Origin of the sequence: Paracoccus sp. Z118 (genome assembly GCF_019061185.1) — a bacterium.
Lineage (GTDB): Bacteria > Pseudomonadota > Alphaproteobacteria > Rhodobacterales > Rhodobacteraceae > Paracoccus.
Map to the genome: position 1 here is coordinate 25,271 of NZ_JAHQZU010000019.1, position 21,222 is coordinate 46,492.

Genomic DNA, 21,222 nt, shown 5'->3' on the forward strand with positions numbered 1-21,222 from the left:
GAATCCTGGCAGTAGCAATGCTTCTGCTGCTGGGAGGACAATCAATCCATGCGGATGAACTGGACCGCATGCAGATTGCCGGACTCTCCAGCTCCGAGCGGCTGCGGCTTCGTGCGTATGGTCAGGCGCTCACAGCCGGAAAGCTGCCCCGGCTTGCCCTCTCGAGGATGCGGCAAGACATGACCCGCCAAGGTTATTACTTCGCGAAGGGTCGACCTGAGCTGGTTGCACGGGGTCTGGAGGTTGCGCCGCTTCTGGCTTGGGACGGGAACATCAATGGCGGCCTCTTGCAGGATCGCTTCGTGCTGAACGGGCTGACGTTCGAGGGAGACCCCGACTTCGTTGCAAAGTCTGGGCTCGTGGCCGGCCTCTCGGCGGCGAGCCTGCTTCGTTATGCGTGGGGCACCGGCCGCCTGGTCGAGTTCCAGTCTGTTGCGGAGTTCGGCTGGTCGCCCAAGCACAACATAGGTCGTACCGACCTGCTTCTCTCGGCCTGCTCCCGAAACCATCTCCAAGGATGGAGCTTTTTCGACCTTTGCGCCACCGGTCGTCACTACTGGCGCGAACTGGACGAAGATACGGCCTGGCAGGTCAGCGCAGCCTTCACCCAGATCGCTCCTGCGCCCGACAGCTTGCACGAAATCAAGCTGGAGTATCTTCGCGCCTCAACTGTTGGCTCAGATCAGGATCGTTTGGCGTTTTCCGTTGAATCGGTCTGGCGTCGCGTTCTGACCGAATTCTCGGTCACTTTTGGCGAGCCACTCGAGGACACGATCTCCTTGCGCTACAGGGCCGATGCCCGTGTCAGCTGGATCTCCGCCGGCCGAGGCTGGAATCTTGATGCTTGGACCCAGCGCGCGGAGGGCGGCATGTTCCTGGGCGTTCCGCGCGAAGACCGTGCACACGGCATAGGGCTGGCGACGGACCTGCGGCCAGGCACCTCCTTGCGGCTGGCATACCTGGACAGCCGTTCGACTGCAGGCATCGCAAATTACGATCAGGTCACGTTGGACATCCGTTTTCGGAATCTGCGCTGGTGAGAGGAAGCCCGCCTGGCCGGTGCGGTCTCAGGTTCCGCTGCGCACCTCTCTGGACCGCAGGGCTGCTGGCACTGACCGTCGCCTCTCGTGCTACTCGCAATGCATCTGAGGGGATCCTTATTGTCCGGTCACTACGCGCTCCGGCGCCATCGGGGGCTGGGCGCTGTTCTGGACCGGCGCGGCAAGCGGGGCTGTGACGGTACCGGCCCGCCCGCTCGCCCGGATCAACGTGTCGTCGCCTGCTTGTGCAAAGGATCAACATGATCGGCTCCCCTCCCGAATGGTGATCTCGCGCGGTCGCGATGCCGCCGACGTGCCGCTGACCAGACATCCGAGGAGAGCACTTCGACGGAATTCAGTGCCTAGACCGATGAATTGGCTAAACTTTGGTTTCCTTCGCGGCGCGCCATCGTAAACTGGGTCGCCCGCCCCCATATACTTAAGACCGATGCGAAACATCCCGGTCCGTCACGGACTAGGAATTCGGCATCGGTCAATCAAAGGATCGATGACATGTCCTTCAAGGACCTGACTGCCAGGACGGCGGCCGCAATGAAGCCGAAGCCTGCCAAAACAGAAAAGGCCCCTGCCAAAGCGAACGAGCCCAAGGCCGCCGACAAGGAAGCGCCAGCGAAATCCAAGACATCTTGAGACCTGCACAGGCCACGCGCCCCATTCTTAAAGGGGGCGCGGACCATCCGCAGCAACAAGGGAGAGGATCACGCCGATGGAAGATCTGACGAGCAAGACGGTTGCGGTTTTCGCCCGACCCTTCACCGTTCCGGGCTTTGCCGAGACGCTCCCGGCGGGAGAGTACGAGATCGAAACGGAGTTGGTTTCACCCCCGGATCAACAGGATCCCGAAGCTTGGAAAGCCTCCGTTCTGGTGAAGCTTCATCCTCGAATTTCTCATCCCGGGCTTGCGCGGACTCTGACCGTTTCTCTTGTTGACCTCGACCATGCACGCGCCAGGGACAAGCTTACGGGTAGGGCGTTGTCCGATTTCTTCCTCGAGGAAATGCTGGCCGATCCGATGGTGCGCCTTGTGATGAAGGCTGATGGCGTCTCCGAGGCCCATTTGCGAGATGTCTACTCAGAGCGCCAGACATCCCACTCCGGCAAGGATGTGCTGGAGTAAAAACGGCAAGCCGATGGGCGCGGGACAATTCGTCAATCCAAGCCGCCGAAAACGAGGGCATGCCTCCGCGACCGGAAGCGTCCTCGCCGTCGCCCCCCGCAGCGGGTCAGAAACAACCGCGAACAAGGTCGCGGTTGAGGTAGCATTGCCGGATATGGGGCGTGAAAGGGCATTGGGCGACATGCCACGCGAGTGTCGCTCTCTCACGGCCATCGCCGCCGGTCACCCTGCCTCGAGGTCACTCCGTCAGCATCCTCTACTTCTCCATGACGTAGCTGCCCGGCGCGTCCTGAAGGGGAGGGTACTTCTTGTTGCCCATGGCGGGGGGGGCAATCTTTCTGCCTGATCGGGCAGAAAGCCAGGCTGCCCAATCGGTCCACCAACTGCCCTCGTGCCGGGTGGCGCTCTGCAGCCACTGTTCGGGGCTGGTCGCCAGTGTGCCGCTCTCACGTGTCCAGTAGGAACCTTTGCCACCCGGCGGGTTGATGACCCCCGCAATGTGGCCACTGGAAGCGCGGACAAACCGCACATCGCCGCCAAAGAGCTCCGTGATGCGCCAGGCTGCATCCCAGGGTACGATGTGGTCCTTCTCGGCGCCGATCGCATAGCAATCCTGCCTGATCTGACTGAGATCAAGCGGCACGCCCTTCAGCGTGACCTTGCCGGGCTCGACAAGGTTGTTCTCGAGATAGGTGTTGCGCAAGTACCAGCTGTGCGCGGCGCGGGTCATCCGGGTGCCGTCGCTGTTCCAATAGAGCAGGTCGAAGGCGGGCGGCTTGTTGCCCAGCAGGTAGTTGTTGACCACGTTGGCCCAGATGAGGTCGTTCGAGCGCAAAAGGCTGAACATGTTCGACATCTCGCGGCTGTCGAGATAGCCGCGATCCATCATCTGCTGCTCGATGAGGTCGAGCCCCGGCTCGTCCATGAAGACGGCGGTCTCCCCCACCCGCGAGAAGTCCTGGAGCGAGACCATGAAGCTCGCCGAGTTGATGCGCTCCTCGCCCTCGCCCTTGGCCGCCAGCATCGCAAGTGTCATCGTCAGGAGCGTGCCGCCAATGCAGTAGCCCATGATGTTGACCGTAGGGCTGCCGGTGATGTCCCGCGCCACATCGCTCGCCTCGAGCAGGCCCAAATCCATGTAATCCTCGATGCCGATTCCGTCCATCGAGGCGTCAGGGTTCTTCCACGAGACCACGAACACGGTGAAACCCTGATCCACCAGGTACTTCACCATGCTGTTCCTGGGCTGCATGTCGAGGATGTAGAACTTGTTGATCCAGGGGGGCAGGATCAGCAGCGGCATCTGGTGGACCTGCCTGGTTGTCGGCTCGTACTGGATGAGTTCGATCAGCCGATTGCGGTGGACCACCCTGCCCGGGGTGAGCGCGAGGTTGCGCCCCGGCGCGAAAGCTTCCGCATCGACCATGCTGAGCCGCCCTGCCGCGAGATCGGCCATGAGGTTTCTCACCCCGGCTGCCATGCTGGAGCCGCCGGTCTCGATCGCCTTGCGCAGCGCGGCCGGGTTGGAGAGCAGCATCAAGGTCGGGCTCATCGCATCGACGAACTGGCGGAGATGGAAGTTGACGCGCTGCCGCTCGGCGTCGTCCATGTCCTCGCCCTTGCTCTGCTCCATGAGCCAGTCTGAGGCGAGGAGATAGATTTCCATGAGGGTGCGATAGGCGGGGTTTGTGTGCCATTCGGACGCCGCAAAGCGCTTGTCCGCCGGGGAGGTCGGGGCCTTCCCCTGCGAAGCCTGCTCTCCGCCCAGCCAGCGCTGCCCCGCCTCCTGCCAGACGTTTACGGCCGAGCGCCACAGGTCCTGATTGAACTCCGTGACGGATACCGCTGTCTCCGGCCGGGAAAGCGTGCGCAGCCAGACGGTGCGCAGAGCGCGAGCAATCTCTGCCCAGTCGAGTGGGATGACGTCGCGCAGGGGGTTGGCATTCCACATCTGGTCGATCGAGCGAAGCGTCGGATTTCGGGACAGTGCATCCTGGAAATGCTGAGTGCCGCCCATGAATGATGCCGAGAGAGGAGTCCTGAGCGGGTTCCACCAGGCATTTCCCGAGGCGTCTTCAGTTCGCAACGACGCAGCGATCTGATCGATCCAGGAAGTCCATACCTGCAGCAGCACATCCGGCGGGGCCGCAGGTTCGCCCTCCGACTTCGCGATGTCTCCGGCGTTTGTCTCTGCCATGGTCATTCTCCCACCCTTGGATGCGGTGACCTGGCCTGCTCCAGCGGATGCCCTTGACTGAAATCGAGCCAGTGCGCCTGTCGGTCCCGTCCCGGTTAGGATCCGAGCCTGGTGCGGTCCTTCAGACTGTCCGATCATGCTTCCCATAGCTAGCTGGGGTCAATCCGCTGAGTGCCAGCCGGAGCGTTCGTGGTTGCAAGTAGTTCGGATATGGCGGGCGCCGGAGCCCCATGAGTGCTCAGGAGGCCGGTCAGCTTTGCTGCCAGCGCCTCGGCCGCCTTGGGGCGCGCCCCTCAAGGCCCGAGCCTAGTGTTGGGCGGTGGTGGCGCTGTAGCGGGGCTTCTACGGGCTGTGGGAGTATAGGCATGGCCCACCAGAGCGAGTGCCACCAGCCTGACCCCGCCGAGACCCGGGCACGCAAGGACTGCTGAAATTCGGTCCGGAACGTCTCGGTCTCGAACGGGCCGATGCCCATGCCGATGATTTCGCGGCGGCCCTCGGTATTGCAGCCACGGCTATCATTGCGCCCGGAGACGAACTTGACCTTTTAGACAGCTACCCATTTAGACAACTATGAGAAGAAGAAGTTTAGCTCTACTAGCGTTATAGTTAATGATTTTGGCCTATTCCGGCCCTTGTACCAGTATTCTGGAGGATGAATTGACCTCTCGCCCGCTTCAGTCGAGTTCAACGTTTTTTGCTTATCGCGTTCCTGATGTTGGTTTGCGTCTGACCTCCGAAGAGTGGGCGCTGATCATGGGCGCCTTGCGCGCCTATCAGCACAACACGACCTACCGCCCGCTTTATGAGAAAGTCGCCACCCAAACCTCTGGGTTCACGGACGCGGGCGTACGCTCCGGGCCACCCGGCAGCAAGCGCCCGATCAGCCCTCAGGCGACGTCCCGCCGCCCATAACGGGCTTTATGATAAGGTCCAGGTGGTCACCTCCGCGCGCTGCCAGGATTTTATCTGGCATAATCGCCACCCCGCAGTCTGCAAGTTTCATGCGCAGCGTATTCAGTCGCTCGATAGCGGCAGCTTGCGACTGGCAGCGTTTCGTCATCGGCAAGAGAGGCGGCGGCGGGCGCCGCCGCCTCCACAACTGGTTCACCTCTTGATTGCGATGCGCCTGACCTGTGACTGCGCTTTCTCGGTCTTGGGCAGGGTCACGGTCAACACGCCGTTTCTGAAATGCGCATCGACCTCCTCCTCCTTGACCTCGACACCAAGTGGAATACGCCGCTCGAAACGACCGTAGTAGCGCTCAGAAAATTGCCGCTCCTTGTCATCTATTTCCGAACGTTTCTCCCCCTTCAGGGTCAACGCGCCATCGTTGAGCAGCACCTCGATATCGCTTTCCTCGAGGCCCGGCACTTCGGCAGTAACCTTGATTTCCTTCTCGCCGTCAGAGATTTCGACGGTCGGCCATACAGTACCAAAGGTCGAATTAGATCCCAGAGATGGAAGACCGGAACCGAAACCGCGGAAGGCGTCATCGAACAGCCGGTTCACCTCGCGATGCAGCGACATGAAGGGGTCGCGGTCAGAGTCGCGAAAGGCTGTGGGAAGCTGATTGCCCTCGTTACGGCTCCAGGGGATCAAATCACGGACATTCATGGCTTTTCCTCCTTCATCGTACCAGAAGCCGCCGGCACCGGGCCGGTCCCGGTGCCATGCGGAGATCTTGTCGTGGGATGGCCTTCAGGCTGCTTGCTTGTTGATCTCCACCTGTTTCGAGGCCAGGTCGGGCAGCGTCCCCGCCGTGGCGATCTCGATCCGGCGCGGCTTCATCTCCTCTGGGATTTCGTGCCGCAGGTTGATCGTCAGCAATCCGTTCGCCAGGTCGGCTCCGATCACCTTCACATGATCGGCGAGCTGGAACCGCCGCCGGAAGCTGCGGTCGGCTATGCCCCGGTACAGATAGTGGTTCTTGCCCTCACCAGCTTTCTGGCCCGTGACCATCAGGACGTTATGTTCCTGGGTGATGGTCAGATCATCCGGCGAGAAGCCTGCCACCGCGATCATGATGCAATAGTCATCCTCGCCGGCCTTGGTGATGTCGTAAGGTGGCCAGTTGTTGGTCGTCTCGACGCGGCTTGCCGCTTCAAGCGTGTCTAGCATTCGGTCGAAACCAACGCTCGACCGGAAGAGAGGAGAAAAATCGAAAGTGCTCATAGCCACATCCTCCACTTGAGCAACATGGGTACAAGATCTTGCCGGACTCTCCGGCATGCCGGACCCTTATTGAAGGCTTCCGGCGCAACAAGAATTAGGAGGCAGAAGCGGCGGTTCAAGGTCTGGGCAGACTGAGCATGTCGCCTCTTTTCATTCTTTGGGAAATACCTATTTTACAGGTAGTTACCCCGAACCCTACAGGAGAAAGCCATGCGACTTGAGGATATCAGAGCCGTTCTTGGGCCCGCCGACGAGACGCTGATCGCTGAGGTCCACCAGACGGGGGCAACTCCGGAGGAACTGGCGGAGGCATGGGCATGGCTGCATGCCGACGAAGCCTTGATCAGCGAGGGGCGTCCGCTACCCAGAGGTCGCGTGGCCGATCTGATCGCAGTCCTTGAAGCCGCGGAAGCGGACATGGAGGAATAGCGGCAACCTTAATACCGGACGGGATCAGGGGCCCTGCCCTTCAGCCACCACTTTCACTCCCTCGGCCCTGGCAGCGCGTATAAGAGCCTGGTCGAGACTTGCGAGCTCCGCGCCGTGGCGCAGTGCCGTCTCAAGATACAACGCATCATAGGCGGTCAGGCTGTGGCGGCGAGCAAGGTCGATCACGACTGGCCCGTCCGGCGATATGTCGAGGTTAATTGCCAGCGCATCGAAGGTACTGACCAGCTGTTCGACCATCCCGGCGGGAAGCCGGCCGCGGCGTTCGCTGACCAGCAAGATGTTGCGTAGCTCAACCCACAACAGCCACGGGGCCAGCACCACGTCGTGGCTCATCAGCACTGGCTCAAGATCGAGGTTACTCTCATCCGGCATGGCCCAGCCGATCAGGGCCGAAGCGTCAAGAACCAGGCTCACCGCCGGCCTTCATCGCGCGCGGCCAAGATTTCAGATGCTGTCATCGCCACCCGATGGTCAGCAAGCTTTTTGCGCAGAGTGTTCAGTCGGACGATAGCGGCAGCGCGATCCTCACTCTCGGGTGCGGCTGGCACCAGCCGCGCCACCGGAGTGCCTCGGCGCGTAATAAGAACCGACTCCCCAGCTTCCGCTGCGGCAAGCAGTTCCGACAGATGTGTCTTGGCCTCAAATGCTCCAATTTCCCGCACGGCCATGTTCCTTAGACTAGCACCCAGACTGGTTTGAAGACTAGCTTTAACATCGCGGATGTCAACTTCTTCTGGCTCAGATCGGGTTGTCCTCTGCATAGCGCCGGAAGAAGGCGAGGAATGCGCGGTCTGGATCCCGCGCGGGCTCTTTCCCTTGGGCCCAGGCCCGCCATTCGCCTTCGACGAAATAAATGTCGTAGCCGGGGTGGCGCAGCCGCGCCGTCTCGTAGGTTTCGGTCTGCAGCGCCACGCCACGGCTGTCGAGCCAGGCCGGGCGCGGCCGCAGGCCAGGGAGTATCGAGGATGGCGTAGTGTGGGTCCCCTGCCCCACCTCGACCTGCTCGGTGCGACCTTCCGCCTTGGTCCGTCGCCCCACCTTGGAAAACTGCAGCGCCCGGTCAGCCGCCCCGGTCGCGTCGCCGTCCTTGCGCCACCAGCGCAGCTCCACATGCGTGACCGCCCTGCCCGTCTTGACCGGCAGGACCTCGACCATGAAATCCGACAGCGCATTTACCTCGGCCACGGCCGGATCGATGGCGCGCAGTCGAAGGTTCGACCAGGATGAAAGCTTTCCTCTGGGAACGCCAATGATGCCCCGGAAGCTGTCCAGCGTGAACCGTTCCGAGGCCTTCCAGCGCAGGTTGCCGCGCTTCTGGACCATCTCGTAGAGCGTCAGCGCGTATTTTGAAGACAGCGCGAACATCACTTCGCGCTTCAGCCGCGCAAAGATCTGGCTGTTGCGGATGATCTTGCGCAGCCGTGCCGGGATCTCATACTCGAGCATGCCGTCGGGGCGCATGCTTTCCAGGTTTCCGCCGAGCAGTTGTACGCGTTCGATCGCGGGCTCGCCCTCCCAGATGACGGAGACCTTGACGACCGCCGACATCAACCGCTCGAGGCTGTCTCCCACGCGGTCATTGGAGTTGTGGCTGCCCCGGAGGGACGACTTGGCGATGACGTGGGTTACCGGCTTGTCGATCGCGTCCCAAGCGTTCTCAAGCAGCTGGTTGTAGATCCGCCGGTCGTTCAAGGTAAGCGGCGTGACCTCGACCAGGTCGATGAGCTCTCCCGGCTTGATCAGCCCGTCGGCATTGGAGCGCGCCTCAACGGTGTAAACCGGTGAAACCATCGTCATCCCCCTGCCCGCTTTGGCCTCAATCCTTACCTGACTAGACAGTTGTTGGTAATTCTTCAACAGGACAAAGGTCGGGGCACCCAAAACGTAAGCGTACTGCCTTGGCCAGTCCGGTTGCTGATTTGCAGCTACCTGTTCTTCCTCAGCTTTTCGCCGGGGAGCGCTGCGGCTCGATGACCATCCCGAAAAGTAAGCTTTCAGGCCCACCCAAGATGTAACGTGGGCCATCCCGATCTGTAGCGCCAGCCGTCCCGAAACGTAAGGAGAACCATCCCGAAACGTAAGCGAACCAACCTTTTAATTCAATATAATCAACCTATTGCGGTCGATGAACTTAGAACTATGAATCTAGAACAAGGGGTGGTTACTTATCCACAGGATTTTTGGTTCAACGTCTCACGTGAGCGGAGCCCTTACAGATTGGGATGCATGGCACGAGAGGCTCCCCAAGAACCCGTCCGTCTCGCATAAACGAAGCGCCTGAGCTACAAATCAGCACAGCTTACGCTCTGGGGTCTCAGAGCCACCAAATAACCGACCTTGGCCGATGATACGTAGGACCATGGAGCGGACAATCAGGACAGACATCATGGACAGTGTTCTTCCACCGGTCACACTCGACGAGCTTGCAGTGCTCAGCCAGCGCGCAGGAACCGTGATCGAACGATTGCGCGAAAGGGTGTTTGCCCCAGGCACGCAGAAACAGCTTGCACTCCGCTTCAACGTCCGGACAGCCGCCGAGATGGTCGGGCGCTCGGAGAAGGCCATCCGCGACGCCGAGGCAGACGGCCGACTCCCGGAACCGGCCAAGGATCCCGAGACCGGTCGCCGGGTCGGCTATTCGCTCGCTGACATCCAGCGGATGCGCGAGGTTTTCGGTACCCTGCCCCGCCGCGCAGCGGACGATCCCCCGCTGGTGCTGGCGGTGCAGAACTTCAAAGGTGGGGTCGGTAAATCAACCGTGGTGTCCCATCTCGCACAGTTCTTCGCCCTCAAGGGATATCGCGTCTGCATCATCGACTGTGACAGCCAAGCCTCGACGACAGCCGTATTCGGCCTCAACCCTGACGTGGATGTCGATGAGGAGGAGGATACGCTTTATCCCTTCCTGCGCCATGGCGGGCCGAAATCACTGCACTACGCGCTGCGCGCTACCTACTGGCCGGGCATCGCCATCATTCCGGCGAATCTTGGCCTATATGATGCAGAATACGAGTTCGCCGCCCGGATGGCGCGCGATCCAGCCTTCATTCTCGATCGCCTCCGCGAAGGGGTGGACAGCATCGCCGACCAGTTCGACATCATCTTGCTGGATCCGCCACCTGCCCTCGGCATGCTGTCGTTGTCCGTCCTGCGGGCCGCCAACGCCTTGCTGGTACCAGCACCACCCAACAACATCGACTTTGCCTCAACCGCGCATTTCCTGAAGATGCTGGAGACGACCCTCGCCGAACTGGCGCAGGTCGGTGGCGACCGGCAGTTCAGCTTCGTCAAGATCCTGACCTCGAAGATGAACGACCAGAAGTCCGCTCACCAAGCAATCAAACGGATGATGGACGCGGTGTTCCCCCAAGACATGCTGCAGTCGGTCCTCAAGGACAGCGCCGAGATCGATAACGCCAGCGCCAACCTGATGACCGTCTATGAGATGACCGGGGCGGCGGCACGAACCGAAACTCACAAACGCTGCCGGGCCTATCTCGATGCAGTCGGCCGTGAGGTCGAATTGCTGGTTCGCAAGACATGGCCCAGCCACCACAATGATCTGCGCAGGGAGGGGCTGCTGTGAGCAAGCGACACGATGCGATTTTCGACGATGTCCTTCGGGACATCCCAGATGATGCTCCGGTCTCACGTGGCGGGAGCCGCTTCCTCAAACGCTCCAACGCGCTGGCCGATACGGGCGCGCGGGAGGAAAAGGTGCTGCGGTGGGTCGATCCCGCGAGCTGCGTCATGTGGGAAGGCCATAACCGCGCCTATGATCTTCTGACGGAAGAGAACTGCCGCGACTTGATCGACAGCATCCGCGCTCAAGGACAGCAGGAATTTCCGGCGATCGTCCGGCGCCGCACGGGGCAGGGGGCCGAATACGAGGTGATTTGCGGCGCTCGCCGGCACTTTGCGGTTTCGTGGCTACGGGCCAACAACTATCCGCAGTTCCGCTACCTGATCGAGGTGAGGGACCTGACGGATGAGGAAGCCTTTCGCCTCGCCGATATCGAGAACCGGGACCGCGCAGACCTGTCGGACTATGAGCGAGCTCGTGATTATGCGCGGGCGCTGTCGCTCTATTACGGGGGCAAGCAGAAGGCGATGGCTGCGCGGCTCGAAGTATCCGAGGCGTGGCTCTCCCGATATCTATACCTAGCCCGGCTGCCCCAGCCGTTGATCCGCGCGTGGCCTCGGATCACCGACCTGAAGGAGCTGCATGCCCGGACCCTGCGCCCCCTGTTATCGGAAGACCAGGCGGCCGTTCTCGCCGAAGCGAAGGCGATCGCGACCCAGCAGGATCAGGCGAGGGCAGGGCAGGGAGGCTTCGTCCCGGTTCCGCGAGTGCTGATGCGGCTGAAGGCGGCGGCCAAAAAATCAACGGCCCCGAAATCGGCGGAAGAAGGCGTCCTGCACATCCGGGAACGGGGGGGGCAAGTGACAATGCGCTTTGACAGTGATGTGCCGGCGGAGACGCTCCGCGCGGAGCTCGACAGGTACCTGAGCAACCGGTTCGGATAGGGCCGGTGGAAAAAAATTGCCAACTGGCAATTTCCAGCGAAGCGATCCTTGCTCATGCAGGGTCATCGTAGCTCAGCAGGATCAGGGGAGGGCAGGGGCGTCATCGGGGTTCCGTGGGGCGCCCAATTTTCTAGCGGTCGCGCCGCCGGAGATTGACCGGTTCACATGAAAAATTGCCAATTGGCAATTTTCCTAAGAGCCCGCTTTGGAAGAGGTTAGGTGATTGTTAATGAACGATTTTTATCCGCGGCACTGACTGGCAGTGATATGCCCAGGCCGCCCGGACTATCTCTCGCAACGCCGCATGCCCGTAGGAACCCACGGATGAGGGGCAAGAGTATTATACCGGCGTTGAAGAGGCGACCCGGTCACGCCGTGCGCGACATGGACCTTACAGAGCTTGCTTGGCCAGGGCGTTCGCGTCTCGCAATTTCCGACGATGCTGCAGGGAGCGCTCGACCATCGCCTGAGCAGCTCCGTGGCCAACGCCCAGATCGTAGCAGTTCTGCAGTATGAGATAGGCCACTTCATCGTCGGTCAGCTCAGCAGGCTTCGTCACAGCATCACCTTTCATGGGTGGCATTGGTCTGCACTGCACCCTTTCCAGAGACTTCAAGGATCGGACGGCCAAGCCGGCCGCCTGTCCACACGTTTCACACCGCAGTGTCGCGGTTCGGTTGGGTCATAAGGTTTTCAGGCATGAAACCAGCAGACTTCGCGGCGGCAATGAACGCCCGACGCGCAGTCCCGACTGATGCCAGGCAGTTCATGGCCGCCTCGACCTGGTGAAGAGCCCGTTCGCGGGCGTGGTCCGACACAGGCCATTTTTTTCGCAGCCAGTAGCGCACCTGTTCAGCAGTGCTGAAGTTCTGGATATCGCCTTCTGGCGAAACGACAAAGGACAAGGGTTTGCCCCAATAAATCTCAATCAACGTGGGTACTTTCGGGAAAAATGAACACGGGCACATCGCAATGCGGCCGGTCCTCAGGGAAGGAGGGCAGCCATCGGAGCCGCCCAACCTTCATGATCTATGGGCTCTTGCTCAGGCGAGAACAAGGTTCGTTGCCGACTCGCGGCCGTCTCGGTCCCGTTCCAGATCGAACGAGACGGCCTGTCCATCGTTCAGCTGATGGATGCCGGCCCGCTCGACGGCGGACACGTGGACAAAGATGTCCTTCGAGCCGCTTTCAGGCTGGATGAAGCCGAAACCTTTGCTGGAGTTGAACCATTTCACGGTGCCATTGGCCATCATGACATTCCTTGTATGTTTGCCGCTCACAAAATGCAGCGGCCCGGCAAAGCTGAAATCGAGAGCTGAGCCGTCAGGAACAGGTTCGAAAAATTTATTGCTACCTGCATATATACGCTCGTCGCCATTATTGCGAGGGGTAGCGGTGGTTTATTTTTTCGGCTGGAGCTGGAGCTGGAGCTGGTGAAGGGCACGGCGCGGCCGCACCGCAGAATCTGGCTGAGCCGCGGCCCCGTGGTGGTGGTACCGATCATTCCGAGGATATTGACGACGTGGCGTGGGCCAAGCTCTCCGAGATGGCGGACTCCGGACCGGGCACAGAGCGACGGAGTTCGAAGCGAGCCTTTGCCCACGCGGTCATCTAATGCCGCTGGCTCGACGGGACGAGCGCCGCGGGCCGGTAGTCAGGGGGCAGCGGCAATATCATCGCATAGGACAGCACGCCCTCAGCTAACCAAAAACCGTTGGCGATCCGCTGCAGACTAGCGGATAACGTCGAAAAGCAGGTCCAGCCCCGCGAACAGGAACGAGGAAGATAGCATGCCTACCACTCCCACGGAGTTTGACGATGTCCTGACCGGGACGCCTGAGGCTGACACGATCGACGGTCTTGGCGGGAACGATGAGATTCTGGGCTTGGGTGGAGCCGACTTGCTCTTGGGCGGGGAGGGTGACGACACCATCGATGGCGGGGAAGGTGATGACACCCTCGACGGGGGTGCCGGCCACGACCTGCTCGATGGGGGTGGGGGGAACGACACGCTTCTTGGCCGCGACGGTAATGACACGCTTCTCGGCGGCGACGGCGACGATTTTCTCGATGGCGATGTCGGTGATGACCTGCTGGAAGGCGGCGCGGGGAATGACACGCTGGAAGGCTGGGCCGGTAATGACACGCTGCGCGGCGGCGACGGCAACGACGCCATGCGCGGCGGCGACGGCGATGACCTGCTCGAGGGCGGGGCTGGAGACGACGCGATCGAAGGGGGCGCCGGCAATGACACGCTGGTCGGCGGTGCCGGGGCGGACAACTTTATCCTTTTCGGCGCTACCAACGCCGTTATCCGGGACTTCAACTCAGGTGAAGACGCGGCCGAGCGGGATTACGTTGCCCTGACGGATTACTACAACGACGTAAACCTTGTCCGCTGGAACACAGCCAACCCGGAAAACCAGTTCGCCACGCCGCTGGGATGGCTTCGCGCCGACCAGGCGGACGGCACCCTGAACATGCTGGACGGCCAGAATGGCCTGCCGAGCCTTACCCTGACCATCCAGACCGGCGGTACGGCTGACGCCGACGGCACGCCGCTGGCAGCCTCGGAACTGGACAGGTTCAGCACCGGTGTCACGTGCTTCGCCGCCGACACGCTGATCGAAACGGACCGGGGTCCCGTGGCTGCTGCCGATTTGGCGGTGGGCGATCTGGTCCGCACCCGTGACGCCGGGCTCCAGCCGATCCGCTGGGTCGGCAAACGCCACCTGACCGGGGCCGACCTGGAGGCCGCGCCGAACCTGCGCCCGATCCGCATCGCCACCGGCGCGTTGGGGGCGAATACGCCGTCGTCCGATCTGGTCGTGTCGCCGCAGCACCGAGTTCTGATCCGCTCTAAGATTGCCCAGAAGATGTTCGGCACGGAGGAGGTGCTGGTCGCTGCCAAGCAGCTTCTCCTGATGGATGGTGTGGACATCGCAGAGGATCTGGATGGCGTGACCTATGTTCATTTCCTTTTCGACGATCACCAGGTGGTCTGGTCGAACGGGGCCGAGACGGAATCGCTCTATCCCGGCAAGCAGGCCCTGAGCGCCGTCGGCGAGGCCGGGCGCGACGAGATCTTCGAAATCTTCCCCGAATTGAGCGACGATGCGGCCGCCCGCGCCCCGGCGCGGACGCTCGCCTCGGGCCGGATGGGTCGCAAGCTGGCCATGCGCCACGCTCAGAACGCCAGGCCGCTGGTGTCCTGACCGGTACCAGGTCTCAGTCGCCAGCGTCTGTGCTCGTCACCTGCGCGGATACTCCCTGCAACATGCAGCGGTTCTACCCGCTGGAGCGGGCGACCAGCCTCTTCGGCGCGTGAAGGGCCCGCGCAGCTGGGACTTCATCGGGACAGTAAGGGAGAACGAGGGTAAGGCCGTGAAGTACCTTTTTACTGCTGCTGCTTTGGTGCTGGCCAGCTACACACCGACTGCTGCATTCAGAGCTGAACAAAATATCATACAGGGTGTGGCTTCTGTCATTGACGGCGATACCCTTGAGGTTCACGGGTCGCGTATCCGCTTGCACGGCATCGACGCAGCCGAAAGTGGGCAGGTTTGCACTGAACGTGATGGGACCAAGTGGCGGTGCGGGCAGGCGGCAGCGTTGGCACTTGCCGAAAAGATCAGTCGGACCCCCATTCGATGTGAGCAAACCGATACGGACCGTTATGAGCGTATCGTCGCTAGATGCTTCAGCAAGCGCGAAGACCTCAACAAATGGATGGTGAGTGAAGGCGTGGCCATCGCCTATCGCCAGTACTCCTCCGAATACATCGGTGATGAAGTTCGAGCACGCGAAGCTGGGAAGGGCATGTGGCGAACGAAGTTCGATATGCCGCGGGATTGGCGGAAAGGATCACGCACGTCGGATGACCGGGCTGAACTTCCGGCGATGCTGCACCAGTTGGTCCAGCGCTCGTATTCATGTAGCCCTCGACGGACGTGCTCTCAGATTGGTAGCTGCCAGGAAGCGCGCTGGTATTTGGATAATTGCTCTTGGGGCGGACGCCTTGATGGCGACAGCGACGGCGTTCCTTGCGAAAGCATCTGCTAAGCGAGGGAGGTTGACGGCTGTCGATGCCGGTGACCGCCACCGTCATCAAAGGTTGCGCACTTGAGAGCCATGGCCTGCCTCGCGGTGGGCAAGCTCGCAGGAACCCTGCACCCGCGAGGCCGGTTCACCTGCCGGCTACAGAAGGACAAATAGATGACGCGCGATTCCCGACCCACACTTCTCCTTGCCGCGACGTTGCTCGCCGCTCTCATCTCGCCCGCCTCAGCGCAGACCACGTTGGACAAGGGAGCGCCCAACGAGGTCGCGGGTCATCTCACCAACGCGTTCCTTCCGGGTTTTCCCGAGAAAATCGACGAACTGGCGCGTTCCTCGATCCAGAGCCGACCGCAGGAAGGCCGGATCATGGCGACCTACGGCAGCCCAGAAGACGATCGGAACATGCAGGTGCTGCTCTATCCCCTGGATGAGCGAGGGATAGAAGGTAACATTGCCCGTGCTGACACCTATATGGCCGGCGGCGAGATCCCGGTGATCCGCGAGAGCGTCGAAAGCCCCGGCGGCCTGAAGATGCACTGCATGACCTCGCGCGTGGGCGAGCTTGGCTACAACCTCTGTATTGCCGAGATCTACGGGCGCGCCCTCAACGTGCAGATCGGCGATGTGGTCTCGCCCGATGCCGCCGAGCTTCCGCGGGATGTGGTCCAACGCGCTCGCGCTCTCGCAGGTGAAGTTGCCGATACCGTGGCCGCCGCCCCTGGTGGCTGAATACAAGCGTGTGGATTGCCTAGAGGGGCTAGGGTCCGCTGCCGTCTCCGGATGCATTCGCGCTACCCGTATGGGCTGGGGCCGGGCCACCGATGCTCAACCGACGCCAACGAGAAAGGGCGGCCCCGAAGGACGGCCCTTGACCGATGCCAAGCGGATCAGAACCTGTAGTTCACCCCCACCTTGAGATTGTTGAAAGACGGCGTGGCGTTGGTATCGCCGAGCAATCCCACGTCGAAGTTCTCGCTTTTGAAGTGGTTGCGCTCGATCTCGCCGGTGACCGACAGGCGGTCGGTGATCATGCGCTCGATTCCGAGGCCGAAGACGTAGCCGTTGGTATCGTAGTCGTATTCCTCGCCCCCGGCGGTGAAGGTGAAGTCGCCGCGCGAGATACCGGCGGTACCGTAGACCAGCGTGTCGGGACGCACCGCGTAGCCGGTCTTCAGCTTCAGCGTCATCATGTGGTTCAAGGACGATTCGTAGTCTAGGCCGCCGGCCGTAACGCTGTCGTCGACGCTGCCGCCCATGACCGACAGTTCCGGTCCGATCACGAGATTGCCGCGTTGCCAGCGGTAGCCCAGGTGCAAGCCCGCGTTCACGCCAGAGATTTCCTGGTCGGCCGTGACGCCGCCCAGAGTGAACTCGTCATCGCCGCCAAAGCCATAGCCGAGGGTGCCACCGGCATACAGACCCTCCCAGGTACCCGCAGGCTCAGGTGCCACGACCACGGGAGCCGCCGGGGCGATTTCGGTGACGGGGGCCGTGTATCCGCCGGCGTGTGCCGACGCGGTTAAGCCAAGCGCGATGGCCGAGGCAAGCGGAAGAGTCATGTTTCTCATGCCAGGATTACTCCAGAAAATTCAGAAGGAAGGGCAGCACGAAGCCACTCTCCGCGTTAAACACAACCTATAGGTGACAGTTCCGTTCGCAGGTCGCTATAGCTAGATTGTGCTTTTCCAGCACCGGGTGCAGCGAGGGCGAATTGAAGCCCATCTGCGGACCCACCGAGAACCAGACGGATCCATCGGCCGCATTACCCGCCAGAGACCCGTCCCAGACCGTGTCGATCCCTGTCTGCGGTCCCACACCCCCCGCCAACATCAGGGCCGTCAGCGGCCTGTCCCTGAGCGTGTTCGCCATCACCTTCATGATCCGGAGCCTGTAGTTCCAGAACCACATGAGTCAGACCTGTATCACCCCTATGATCCCGATCGTTTCAGCCCAACATCATTCCGAAAGACTGGCAGTTAATGGGAGGGAACCCCAGACCATAGCAAACGTACAGTCTCGTGCAGGATCAGGGGGCTGATCGAGCCTCAATACGGTCGAAAGGTCAGGGAAAACATCGTCCGAAAGGCTAACTGGTCGAAACAACCTCCATTCAGTCCTGCGGAACCCTAGGGGCTGAGAGCAGATAGAGGTTGACGAAGCTGATAACGGCTGTATAAGTGGGGTCGCCCCCACCGGGGGCCATGATGTGCAATCGTCGCCCAGAAACGGCCTTCCCATTTGGCCGCGACCGATCAGCCCTCCAGCCCCCTGATCAGCATCCCCAACGGTGATCCTGTCTCCCGAATAACATCACGAGAACACGCACGACCGGCGCCTCATCGTCCGTGTCGAAGTACGGGATGGCGCGCTCTTTGATCACGCGCCGCAGGCTGGGCAGAGGTTCGTGATCTGGGCCCCTGATGCGGGCCACCACCGAGCGAAGACTGCGTCCTCGATGGCTCTCACGCGGGTGCGGCTTGCTCGATCGCCCAGTCGGTTGGCTCACCCAGGTCGAGAGCAGCCGAGAGAGCTGATTGTCTACACCGCCTTTCATCGTATATACTTCTGTATATTCTGAGGGAGTCGTCTAATGATCGAAACGAAGGTTCGGAAAGTTGGCAACTCTGCTGTCTTGACCCTGACAACCGAAATGCTGGCCATTCTTGATGTCAAAGAGGGTGACACACTCTTCGTGCTGCGCGGAGACGATGGCAGCCTCAAAGTCATGGCGCACGATCCGTCGGTGGCTGAAGCCCTCGCCGCAGCCGAGATTGTGATGGATGAAAACCGAGATCTGCTTCAAGCCCTCGCATGATGGCTCCGGTCTGGGTTCCGCTCGCTGCCGTTGTGGCTATTCACGACCGCCAGATCACCCGGCATGGCGGTGCTCCCGGCATGCGCGACCGGGCGCTCTTGGAGATGGGCTGCGCTCGCGCAATGAACCTGGCTGCCTACACTGACTCCGGGCTTGCGGAAATCGCGGCAGCCTACGCCTTCGGCATCTCCAAGGCGCACGCCTTCGTGGATGGCAACAAACGCACCGCCTTTGTCACGACACTCACCTTCTTGCGCCTGAACGGCTTCTCCTGTCGTCCTGACCCCCGCGAAGGCGTCAGGATGATGGAGGACCTGGCGGCAGGAGGCATAAGCGAGACGGAGTTCGCCGGATGGCTATCGGCGGGCCTCACCCCGCTCTGAGGGAGGTGGGCCAGATGGCTGATGTCGACGGTGATTCAAGCCGGTTGAACACGCCCTGAAAACTCGAGCATGGCACCTCGTTGAAGTTGTAGGTATGGGATCGAAAACTCATCAAGGATGATTTCCCATGCATGATCTGGATGACATGACGATCGAGCAACTGCGCGAACTGCGGAAGAACGTCGACCAGGCGATAACAAGCTATGAGACCAGAACTCGCCAAGCAGCGCTGGATGCCGTGGAAGAGGTGGCTCGGGAACATGGATTCAAGCTTGCCGATCTGGTTGAAGGAACAAAGACCGGGCGCAAGCGGGCAAGCGCGTCTGCTGACATCCGCTATGTGAACCCCGACAACTCCGACCAAACATGGAGTGGGCGAGGCCGTCGGCCCGGTTGGGTCAAGGCCGCACTCGAGGCAGGGCGCTCGCTGGACGAACTGTCTGCCTGAGGAGATGTTTGCCTAGCCGGCACTCAACGTCACTTATGAGCGGGTTAAGGGATGCTCTGCGTAACATTAGCGGGTTGGAGCAGGCTAGAGATGGCTTACGAACGCCACGGCTTCATCTAGAGCGTATTTGGGCGCGCCAGAGAGCGCTGCCGGCCGGGTTGGACCGCGGGAAGACAGAACATGTCGAACATTGACAAGATTTATTCATTCCGGTCCTACTATGAGGCGATTGGCTTCGTCGCTCAGGAGGCTGAAGATCGGCACCGTGAGGTCATGGACAAGCTCCACGTGATTGAAGCGGCCTTGAAGGCGATCTTCTCTGCTCAGCCGCCCGCCAGGGAGACTGCGCTCGCAATAGCTGACAGTCTGGCAGCCTCACCGATACCGGAAGGTGTTGAGGATCGTATATCCGCGGTAGCCACAGGACTTCGCAAGCTCGCGCTGGCCAGCCCGGAGGAAGCAAGCTCAGGTATGAAGCTTGCTGTGACTGAAGCCAGCCTCAGCACTGAATAGACCGGTAAGAACGCGCTTCTGGCCGGGTCACGGGCACATACCAAGAGACCCCGCGCGGCGGAGCCATTGGTTAAGTTTTTGGATGCTCAGGTCAGGCGGCGTGCTCCGCCAAGGTAATCGCGAAAGTGACAATCGCCATAATCAGGAAGGTCGCGACTTCTATCAGAAAGTTGGTCATGGGTTCGATGCTCTGGCTGCGGTTTGTAATCCCGCAACGCAACACCAATGGCATAGGTTCGCGCCACTCGCGCGCAATGGTCCGTTTCCGAAAATGCCATCTCCATGAGCCGCATGAACGCCGTGCGGACGCGGCTGTCCGGCAGGCCGTAGACAAAGGCGCAGATCGGCCTGTAGCACCCGGTCAGCAGCAGCCCCGCCAAAGATGACGCGTGCCAGTGGCCCATGGACGATCCTCCGTCAACGTGCCGACAGAATAGGGTGCGAAGGTTACGGGCGGGTGACGGCAAGGGCGTCCACCGACCCCGGGCGCTAAGCCGGCTCGCTGGTGGCGATGTCGATCAGGATATTGGAATCGGCTAGGACCGGCGTCATTCGCGGGTCAGGGCCATGATCTCGTCCGTGGAGAGGGCGCTGTCAGGGCTGCCACGCAGTCGGGCCATCGTCCCTTGGAGCCTCGCCGCCTGCTCGCTCCGCAGCCGGTCCGAGGGGATCACCCGCACCAGCCCGTCATTGCCGATCACAAAATCGACCTCGGTTCCCGGCCTGAGGCCCGCCGCCCCGGGACACGCGACACCCAGTCTGCGCCTCCGTAGGCAATGATGAGGACGAACACCTCCCGCGTCGCATCATCGACAGTAAACGCGATCACGCCTCGTCGAGCCGCGGGGATGGCCCTGAGGCCCGGCATGATCTCATGCCTGAGCGATCCGCGATGTGGAGCCTCCTGAAGTGAGCGGGCTGCATCGCGGAGTTCGGAGGCGACACGGGTGGTGATCGTCTTGCCTGCATGCGGAAGCATGCTGCGAGCGATTCCGCGCAGGTCATCGGAAACGGCCGGATGGAAGCGGACCCGGTAACTCACCCCTCCTCGGCGACTTCAATATCCGCGAAGACGCCGGCGAAGGCTTCATCTTCGGCGACATAGGCCTCCCGTGGCGTCGATGCACGGGAGCGGACCTCGTCTGCAAGCGCCGACAGCATGACTTGCCGCGCCTCTTCGTCCTGAATCATCTGCTCAATGGCAGCGGCGACGCTGGCGCTGGCAGTTGCATAGATGCCTTTCTCCACCTGTTCCCTCAGGAACTGGTGGTGACGGTCCGTAAAGCTCAAGGTGGTCTTGACTGTCATGGACAAGTCTCCTTGGTATGACTTGGTCATATACTGCTCTTCTAACGGTGGTTCAAGCTGTGGTGCTGCACTGTGATCGTAAGCGCGAGGTCGTTGCCCTATGCGGCGATGCTTGACGGCTGGTTGAAGCGCCAGGGCATGAGGTCTTCGATGGCGCTTTGCGGGTGTC

29 protein-coding genes are annotated in these 21,222 nt (G+C 61.2%); 14 read left to right on the plus strand and 15 right to left on the minus strand.

Annotated elements, in window-relative coordinates; all coding sequences use genetic code 11:
- Positions 1 to 17: 17 nt before the first annotated feature.
- From KTN05_RS13565 to KTN05_RS13575, 3 genes are all read left to right on the plus strand, one after another.
- Positions 18 to 1,040 carry a hypothetical protein gene (locus KTN05_RS13565; RefSeq protein ID WP_217329947.1) on the plus strand — a complete coding sequence of 341 codons (1,023 nt, stop codon included), beginning with the start codon at positions 18 to 20 and terminating at the stop codon, positions 1,038 to 1,040.
- A 513-nt stretch (positions 1,041 to 1,553) separates the two neighbouring features.
- Positions 1,554 to 1,691, plus strand: a complete 138-nt coding sequence (locus KTN05_RS13570; RefSeq protein WP_217329948.1) for a hypothetical protein — start codon at positions 1,554 to 1,556, stop codon at positions 1,689 to 1,691.
- Between the two features lie 76 nt (positions 1,692 to 1,767).
- Positions 1,768 to 2,178, plus strand: coding sequence for a hypothetical protein (locus tag KTN05_RS13575; protein WP_217329949.1), 411 nt, complete (start codon positions 1,768 to 1,770; stop codon positions 2,176 to 2,178).
- A gap of 256 nt (positions 2,179 to 2,434) precedes the next feature.
- Here the strand turns inward: KTN05_RS13575 and KTN05_RS13580 are convergent, their stop codons facing one another.
- Positions 2,435 to 4,381: an alpha/beta hydrolase gene (locus KTN05_RS13580; RefSeq protein WP_217329950.1), complete on the minus strand. Its 1,947-nt coding sequence runs from the start codon at positions 4,379 to 4,381 to the stop codon at positions 2,435 to 2,437.
- A gap of 606 nt (positions 4,382 to 4,987) precedes the next feature.
- Here KTN05_RS13580 and KTN05_RS13585 point away from each other — a divergent pair.
- The gene (locus KTN05_RS13585) at positions 4,988 to 5,290 is read left to right on the plus strand and encodes a hypothetical protein (protein ID WP_217329951.1); all 303 of its coding nucleotides are present in this window, start codon (positions 4,988 to 4,990) and stop codon (positions 5,288 to 5,290) included.
- A gap of 192 nt (positions 5,291 to 5,482) precedes the next feature.
- Here the strand turns inward: KTN05_RS13585 and KTN05_RS13590 are convergent, their stop codons facing one another.
- Both KTN05_RS13590 and KTN05_RS13595 read right to left on the minus strand, forming a co-directional pair.
- Positions 5,483 to 5,992 carry an Hsp20/alpha crystallin family protein gene (locus KTN05_RS13590; RefSeq protein WP_217329952.1) on the minus strand — a complete coding sequence of 170 codons (510 nt, stop codon included), beginning with the start codon at positions 5,990 to 5,992 and terminating at the stop codon, positions 5,483 to 5,485.
- An 84-nt stretch (positions 5,993 to 6,076) separates the two neighbouring features.
- Positions 6,077 to 6,550 carry an Hsp20 family protein gene (locus tag KTN05_RS13595; protein WP_217329953.1) on the minus strand — a complete coding sequence of 158 codons (474 nt, stop codon included), beginning with the start codon at positions 6,548 to 6,550 and terminating at the stop codon, positions 6,077 to 6,079.
- A gap of 210 nt (positions 6,551 to 6,760) precedes the next feature.
- On the opposite strand from KTN05_RS13595, the gene KTN05_RS13600 reads away from it, so the two are divergent.
- Positions 6,761 to 6,979: a hypothetical protein gene (locus KTN05_RS13600; protein ID WP_217329954.1), complete on the plus strand. Its 219-nt coding sequence runs from the start codon at positions 6,761 to 6,763 to the stop codon at positions 6,977 to 6,979.
- A 24-nt stretch (positions 6,980 to 7,003) separates the two neighbouring features.
- Here the strand turns inward: KTN05_RS13600 and KTN05_RS13605 are convergent, their stop codons facing one another.
- Genes KTN05_RS13605 through KTN05_RS13615 form a run of 3 tightly spaced genes read right to left on the minus strand, consistent with a single transcriptional unit; the run spans position 7,004 to position 8,797 of the window.
- Complete coding sequence (locus tag KTN05_RS13605; RefSeq protein ID WP_217329955.1) at positions 7,004 to 7,414, minus strand: type II toxin-antitoxin system VapC family toxin; 411 nt, start codon at positions 7,412 to 7,414, stop codon at positions 7,004 to 7,006.
- On the minus strand, positions 7,411 to 7,761 hold the full coding sequence (locus tag KTN05_RS18690; RefSeq protein WP_371823364.1) for a type II toxin-antitoxin system Phd/YefM family antitoxin: 351 nt from the start codon (positions 7,759 to 7,761) through the stop codon (positions 7,411 to 7,413). Before KTN05_RS18690 ends, KTN05_RS13605 begins: the two co-directional genes overlap by 4 nt.
- Entirely contained in the window at positions 7,739 to 8,797 is a 1,059-nt protein-coding gene (locus KTN05_RS13615) for a replication initiation protein (protein WP_254368209.1), read from the minus strand. Before KTN05_RS13615 ends, KTN05_RS18690 begins: the two co-directional genes overlap by 23 nt.
- Positions 8,798 to 9,386: 589 nt before the next feature.
- Between KTN05_RS13615 and KTN05_RS13620 the strand changes: the two genes are divergently transcribed.
- Both KTN05_RS13620 and KTN05_RS13625 read left to right on the plus strand, forming a co-directional pair.
- On the plus strand, positions 9,387 to 10,586 hold the full coding sequence (locus KTN05_RS13620) for an AAA family ATPase (RefSeq protein ID WP_217329957.1): 1,200 nt from the start codon (positions 9,387 to 9,389) through the stop codon (positions 10,584 to 10,586).
- Entirely contained in the window at positions 10,583 to 11,527 is a 945-nt protein-coding gene (locus KTN05_RS13625) for a ParB/RepB/Spo0J family partition protein (protein ID WP_217329958.1), read from the plus strand. Before KTN05_RS13620 ends, KTN05_RS13625 begins: the two co-directional genes overlap by 4 nt.
- A gap of 391 nt (positions 11,528 to 11,918) precedes the next feature.
- Here the strand turns inward: KTN05_RS13625 and KTN05_RS13630 are convergent, their stop codons facing one another.
- The 3 genes from KTN05_RS13630 to KTN05_RS13640 form a co-directional block, all read right to left on the minus strand.
- Positions 11,919 to 12,101 (minus strand): hypothetical protein, encoded by a 183-nt coding sequence (locus tag KTN05_RS13630; RefSeq protein WP_217329959.1) that lies wholly within the window; start codon positions 12,099 to 12,101, stop codon positions 11,919 to 11,921.
- 79 nt (positions 12,102 to 12,180) lie between these two features.
- Positions 12,181 to 12,459 (minus strand): DUF982 domain-containing protein, encoded by a 279-nt coding sequence (locus KTN05_RS13635; RefSeq protein ID WP_371823365.1) that lies wholly within the window; start codon positions 12,457 to 12,459, stop codon positions 12,181 to 12,183.
- Positions 12,460 to 12,570: 111 nt separating this feature from the next.
- Entirely contained in the window at positions 12,571 to 12,777 is a 207-nt protein-coding gene (locus KTN05_RS13640; protein ID WP_217329960.1) for a cold-shock protein, read from the minus strand.
- Positions 12,778 to 13,317: 540 nt separating this feature from the next.
- Between KTN05_RS13640 and KTN05_RS13645 the strand changes: the two genes are divergently transcribed.
- The 3 genes from KTN05_RS13645 (at position 13,318) to KTN05_RS13655 (ending at position 16,315) form a co-directional block, all read left to right on the plus strand.
- A complete protein-coding gene (locus KTN05_RS13645; RefSeq protein WP_256449520.1) occupies positions 13,318 to 14,742 on the plus strand; it encodes a Hint domain-containing protein in 1,425 nt (474 codons plus the stop codon).
- Between the two features lie 169 nt (positions 14,743 to 14,911).
- Positions 14,912 to 15,589 carry a thermonuclease family protein gene (locus KTN05_RS13650; RefSeq protein WP_217329962.1) on the plus strand — a complete coding sequence of 226 codons (678 nt, stop codon included), beginning with the start codon at positions 14,912 to 14,914 and terminating at the stop codon, positions 15,587 to 15,589.
- 153 nt (positions 15,590 to 15,742) lie between these two features.
- Positions 15,743 to 16,315: a hypothetical protein gene (locus tag KTN05_RS13655; protein ID WP_217329963.1), complete on the plus strand. Its 573-nt coding sequence runs from the start codon at positions 15,743 to 15,745 to the stop codon at positions 16,313 to 16,315.
- 158 nt (positions 16,316 to 16,473) lie between these two features.
- Here the strand turns inward: KTN05_RS13655 and KTN05_RS13660 are convergent, their stop codons facing one another.
- Together KTN05_RS13660 and KTN05_RS13665 are read right to left on the minus strand one after the other, a co-directional pair.
- The gene (locus tag KTN05_RS13660; protein ID WP_217329964.1) at positions 16,474 to 17,145 is read right to left on the minus strand and encodes an outer membrane protein; all 672 of its coding nucleotides are present in this window, start codon (positions 17,143 to 17,145) and stop codon (positions 16,474 to 16,476) included.
- 76 nt (positions 17,146 to 17,221) lie between these two features.
- Positions 17,222 to 17,494: a hypothetical protein gene (locus tag KTN05_RS13665; protein WP_217329965.1), complete on the minus strand. Its 273-nt coding sequence runs from the start codon at positions 17,492 to 17,494 to the stop codon at positions 17,222 to 17,224.
- Between the two features lie 682 nt (positions 17,495 to 18,176).
- Between KTN05_RS13665 and KTN05_RS13670 the strand changes: the two genes are divergently transcribed.
- From KTN05_RS13670 to KTN05_RS13685, 4 genes are all read left to right on the plus strand, one after another.
- Entirely contained in the window at positions 18,177 to 18,401 is a 225-nt protein-coding gene (locus KTN05_RS13670; protein WP_217329966.1) for a transcriptional regulator/antitoxin MazE, read from the plus strand.
- Entirely contained in the window at positions 18,398 to 18,784 is a 387-nt protein-coding gene (locus tag KTN05_RS13675; RefSeq protein WP_217329967.1) for a type II toxin-antitoxin system death-on-curing family toxin, read from the plus strand. The genes KTN05_RS13670 and KTN05_RS13675 overlap by 4 nt, the downstream gene beginning before the upstream one ends.
- A 127-nt stretch (positions 18,785 to 18,911) precedes the next feature.
- Positions 18,912 to 19,232 carry an H-NS family nucleoid-associated regulatory protein gene (locus KTN05_RS13680; protein ID WP_217329968.1) on the plus strand — a complete coding sequence of 107 codons (321 nt, stop codon included), beginning with the start codon at positions 18,912 to 18,914 and terminating at the stop codon, positions 19,230 to 19,232.
- A 180-nt stretch (positions 19,233 to 19,412) separates the two neighbouring features.
- A complete protein-coding gene (locus KTN05_RS13685) occupies positions 19,413 to 19,745 on the plus strand; it encodes a hypothetical protein (protein ID WP_217329969.1) in 333 nt (110 codons plus the stop codon).
- A gap of 86 nt (positions 19,746 to 19,831) precedes the next feature.
- Here the strand turns inward: KTN05_RS13685 and KTN05_RS13690 are convergent, their stop codons facing one another.
- From KTN05_RS13690 to KTN05_RS13705, 4 genes are all read right to left on the minus strand, one after another.
- Entirely contained in the window at positions 19,832 to 20,149 is a 318-nt protein-coding gene (locus KTN05_RS13690) for a hypothetical protein (RefSeq protein WP_217329970.1), read from the minus strand.
- A 144-nt stretch (positions 20,150 to 20,293) separates the two neighbouring features.
- Complete coding sequence (locus KTN05_RS13695; protein ID WP_217329971.1) at positions 20,294 to 20,446, minus strand: hypothetical protein; 153 nt, start codon at positions 20,444 to 20,446, stop codon at positions 20,294 to 20,296.
- Positions 20,443 to 20,787: a type II toxin-antitoxin system RelE/ParE family toxin gene (locus KTN05_RS18695; protein ID WP_217329972.1), complete on the minus strand. Its 345-nt coding sequence runs from the start codon at positions 20,785 to 20,787 to the stop codon at positions 20,443 to 20,445. The genes KTN05_RS13695 and KTN05_RS18695 overlap by 4 nt, the downstream gene beginning before the upstream one ends.
- Positions 20,784 to 21,053 carry a hypothetical protein gene (locus KTN05_RS13705; protein ID WP_217329973.1) on the minus strand — a complete coding sequence of 90 codons (270 nt, stop codon included), beginning with the start codon at positions 21,051 to 21,053 and terminating at the stop codon, positions 20,784 to 20,786. The genes KTN05_RS18695 and KTN05_RS13705 overlap by 4 nt, the downstream gene beginning before the upstream one ends.
- Positions 21,054 to 21,222: the final 169 nt, after the last annotated feature.

Excerpts from the sequence above, each read along its gene's own strand:
- KTN05_RS13565 (WP_217329947.1), top strand. The coding sequence starts at position 18 with ATGCTTCTGCTGCTGGGAGGACAATCAATCCATGCGGATGAACTGGAC.
- KTN05_RS13570 (WP_217329948.1), top strand. The coding sequence starts at position 1,554 with ATGTCCTTCAAGGACCTGACTGCCAGGACGGCGGCCGCAATGAAGCCG.
- KTN05_RS13575 (WP_217329949.1), top strand. The coding sequence starts at position 1,768 with ATGGAAGATCTGACGAGCAAGACGGTTGCGGTTTTCGCCCGACCCTTC.
- KTN05_RS13580 (WP_217329950.1), bottom strand. The coding sequence starts at position 4,381 with ATGACCATGGCAGAGACAAACGCCGGAGACATCGCGAAGTCGGAGGGC.
- KTN05_RS13585 (WP_217329951.1), top strand. The coding sequence starts at position 4,988 with ATGATTTTGGCCTATTCCGGCCCTTGTACCAGTATTCTGGAGGATGAA.
- KTN05_RS13590 (WP_217329952.1), bottom strand. The coding sequence starts at position 5,992 with ATGAATGTCCGTGATTTGATCCCCTGGAGCCGTAACGAGGGCAATCAG.
- KTN05_RS13595 (WP_217329953.1), bottom strand. The coding sequence starts at position 6,550 with ATGAGCACTTTCGATTTTTCTCCTCTCTTCCGGTCGAGCGTTGGTTTC.
- KTN05_RS13600 (WP_217329954.1), top strand. The coding sequence starts at position 6,761 with ATGCGACTTGAGGATATCAGAGCCGTTCTTGGGCCCGCCGACGAGACG.
- KTN05_RS18690 (WP_371823364.1), bottom strand. The coding sequence starts at position 7,761 with ATGCAGAGGACAACCCGATCTGAGCCAGAAGAAGTTGACATCCGCGAT.
- KTN05_RS13615 (WP_254368209.1), bottom strand. The coding sequence starts at position 8,797 with ATGACGATGGTTTCACCGGTTTACACCGTTGAGGCGCGCTCCAATGCC.
- KTN05_RS13620 (WP_217329957.1), top strand. The coding sequence starts at position 9,387 with ATGGACAGTGTTCTTCCACCGGTCACACTCGACGAGCTTGCAGTGCTC.
- KTN05_RS13630 (WP_217329959.1), bottom strand. The coding sequence starts at position 12,101 with ATGAAAGGTGATGCTGTGACGAAGCCTGCTGAGCTGACCGACGATGAA.
- KTN05_RS13640 (WP_217329960.1), bottom strand. The coding sequence starts at position 12,777 with ATGGCCAATGGCACCGTGAAATGGTTCAACTCCAGCAAAGGTTTCGGC.
- KTN05_RS13645 (WP_256449520.1), top strand. The coding sequence starts at position 13,318 with ATGCCTACCACTCCCACGGAGTTTGACGATGTCCTGACCGGGACGCCT.
- KTN05_RS13655 (WP_217329963.1), top strand. The coding sequence starts at position 15,743 with ATGACGCGCGATTCCCGACCCACACTTCTCCTTGCCGCGACGTTGCTC.
- KTN05_RS13660 (WP_217329964.1), bottom strand. The coding sequence starts at position 17,145 with ATGACTCTTCCGCTTGCCTCGGCCATCGCGCTTGGCTTAACCGCGTCG.
- KTN05_RS13665 (WP_217329965.1), bottom strand. The coding sequence starts at position 17,494 with ATGTGGTTCTGGAACTACAGGCTCCGGATCATGAAGGTGATGGCGAAC.
- KTN05_RS13670 (WP_217329966.1), top strand. The coding sequence starts at position 18,177 with ATGATCGAAACGAAGGTTCGGAAAGTTGGCAACTCTGCTGTCTTGACC.
- KTN05_RS13675 (WP_217329967.1), top strand. The coding sequence starts at position 18,398 with ATGATGGCTCCGGTCTGGGTTCCGCTCGCTGCCGTTGTGGCTATTCAC.
- KTN05_RS13680 (WP_217329968.1), top strand. The coding sequence starts at position 18,912 with ATGCATGATCTGGATGACATGACGATCGAGCAACTGCGCGAACTGCGG.
- KTN05_RS13685 (WP_217329969.1), top strand. The coding sequence starts at position 19,413 with ATGTCGAACATTGACAAGATTTATTCATTCCGGTCCTACTATGAGGCG.
- KTN05_RS13690 (WP_217329970.1), bottom strand. The coding sequence starts at position 20,149 with ATGGGCCACTGGCACGCGTCATCTTTGGCGGGGCTGCTGCTGACCGGG.
- KTN05_RS13705 (WP_217329973.1), bottom strand. The coding sequence starts at position 21,053 with ATGACAGTCAAGACCACCTTGAGCTTTACGGACCGTCACCACCAGTTC.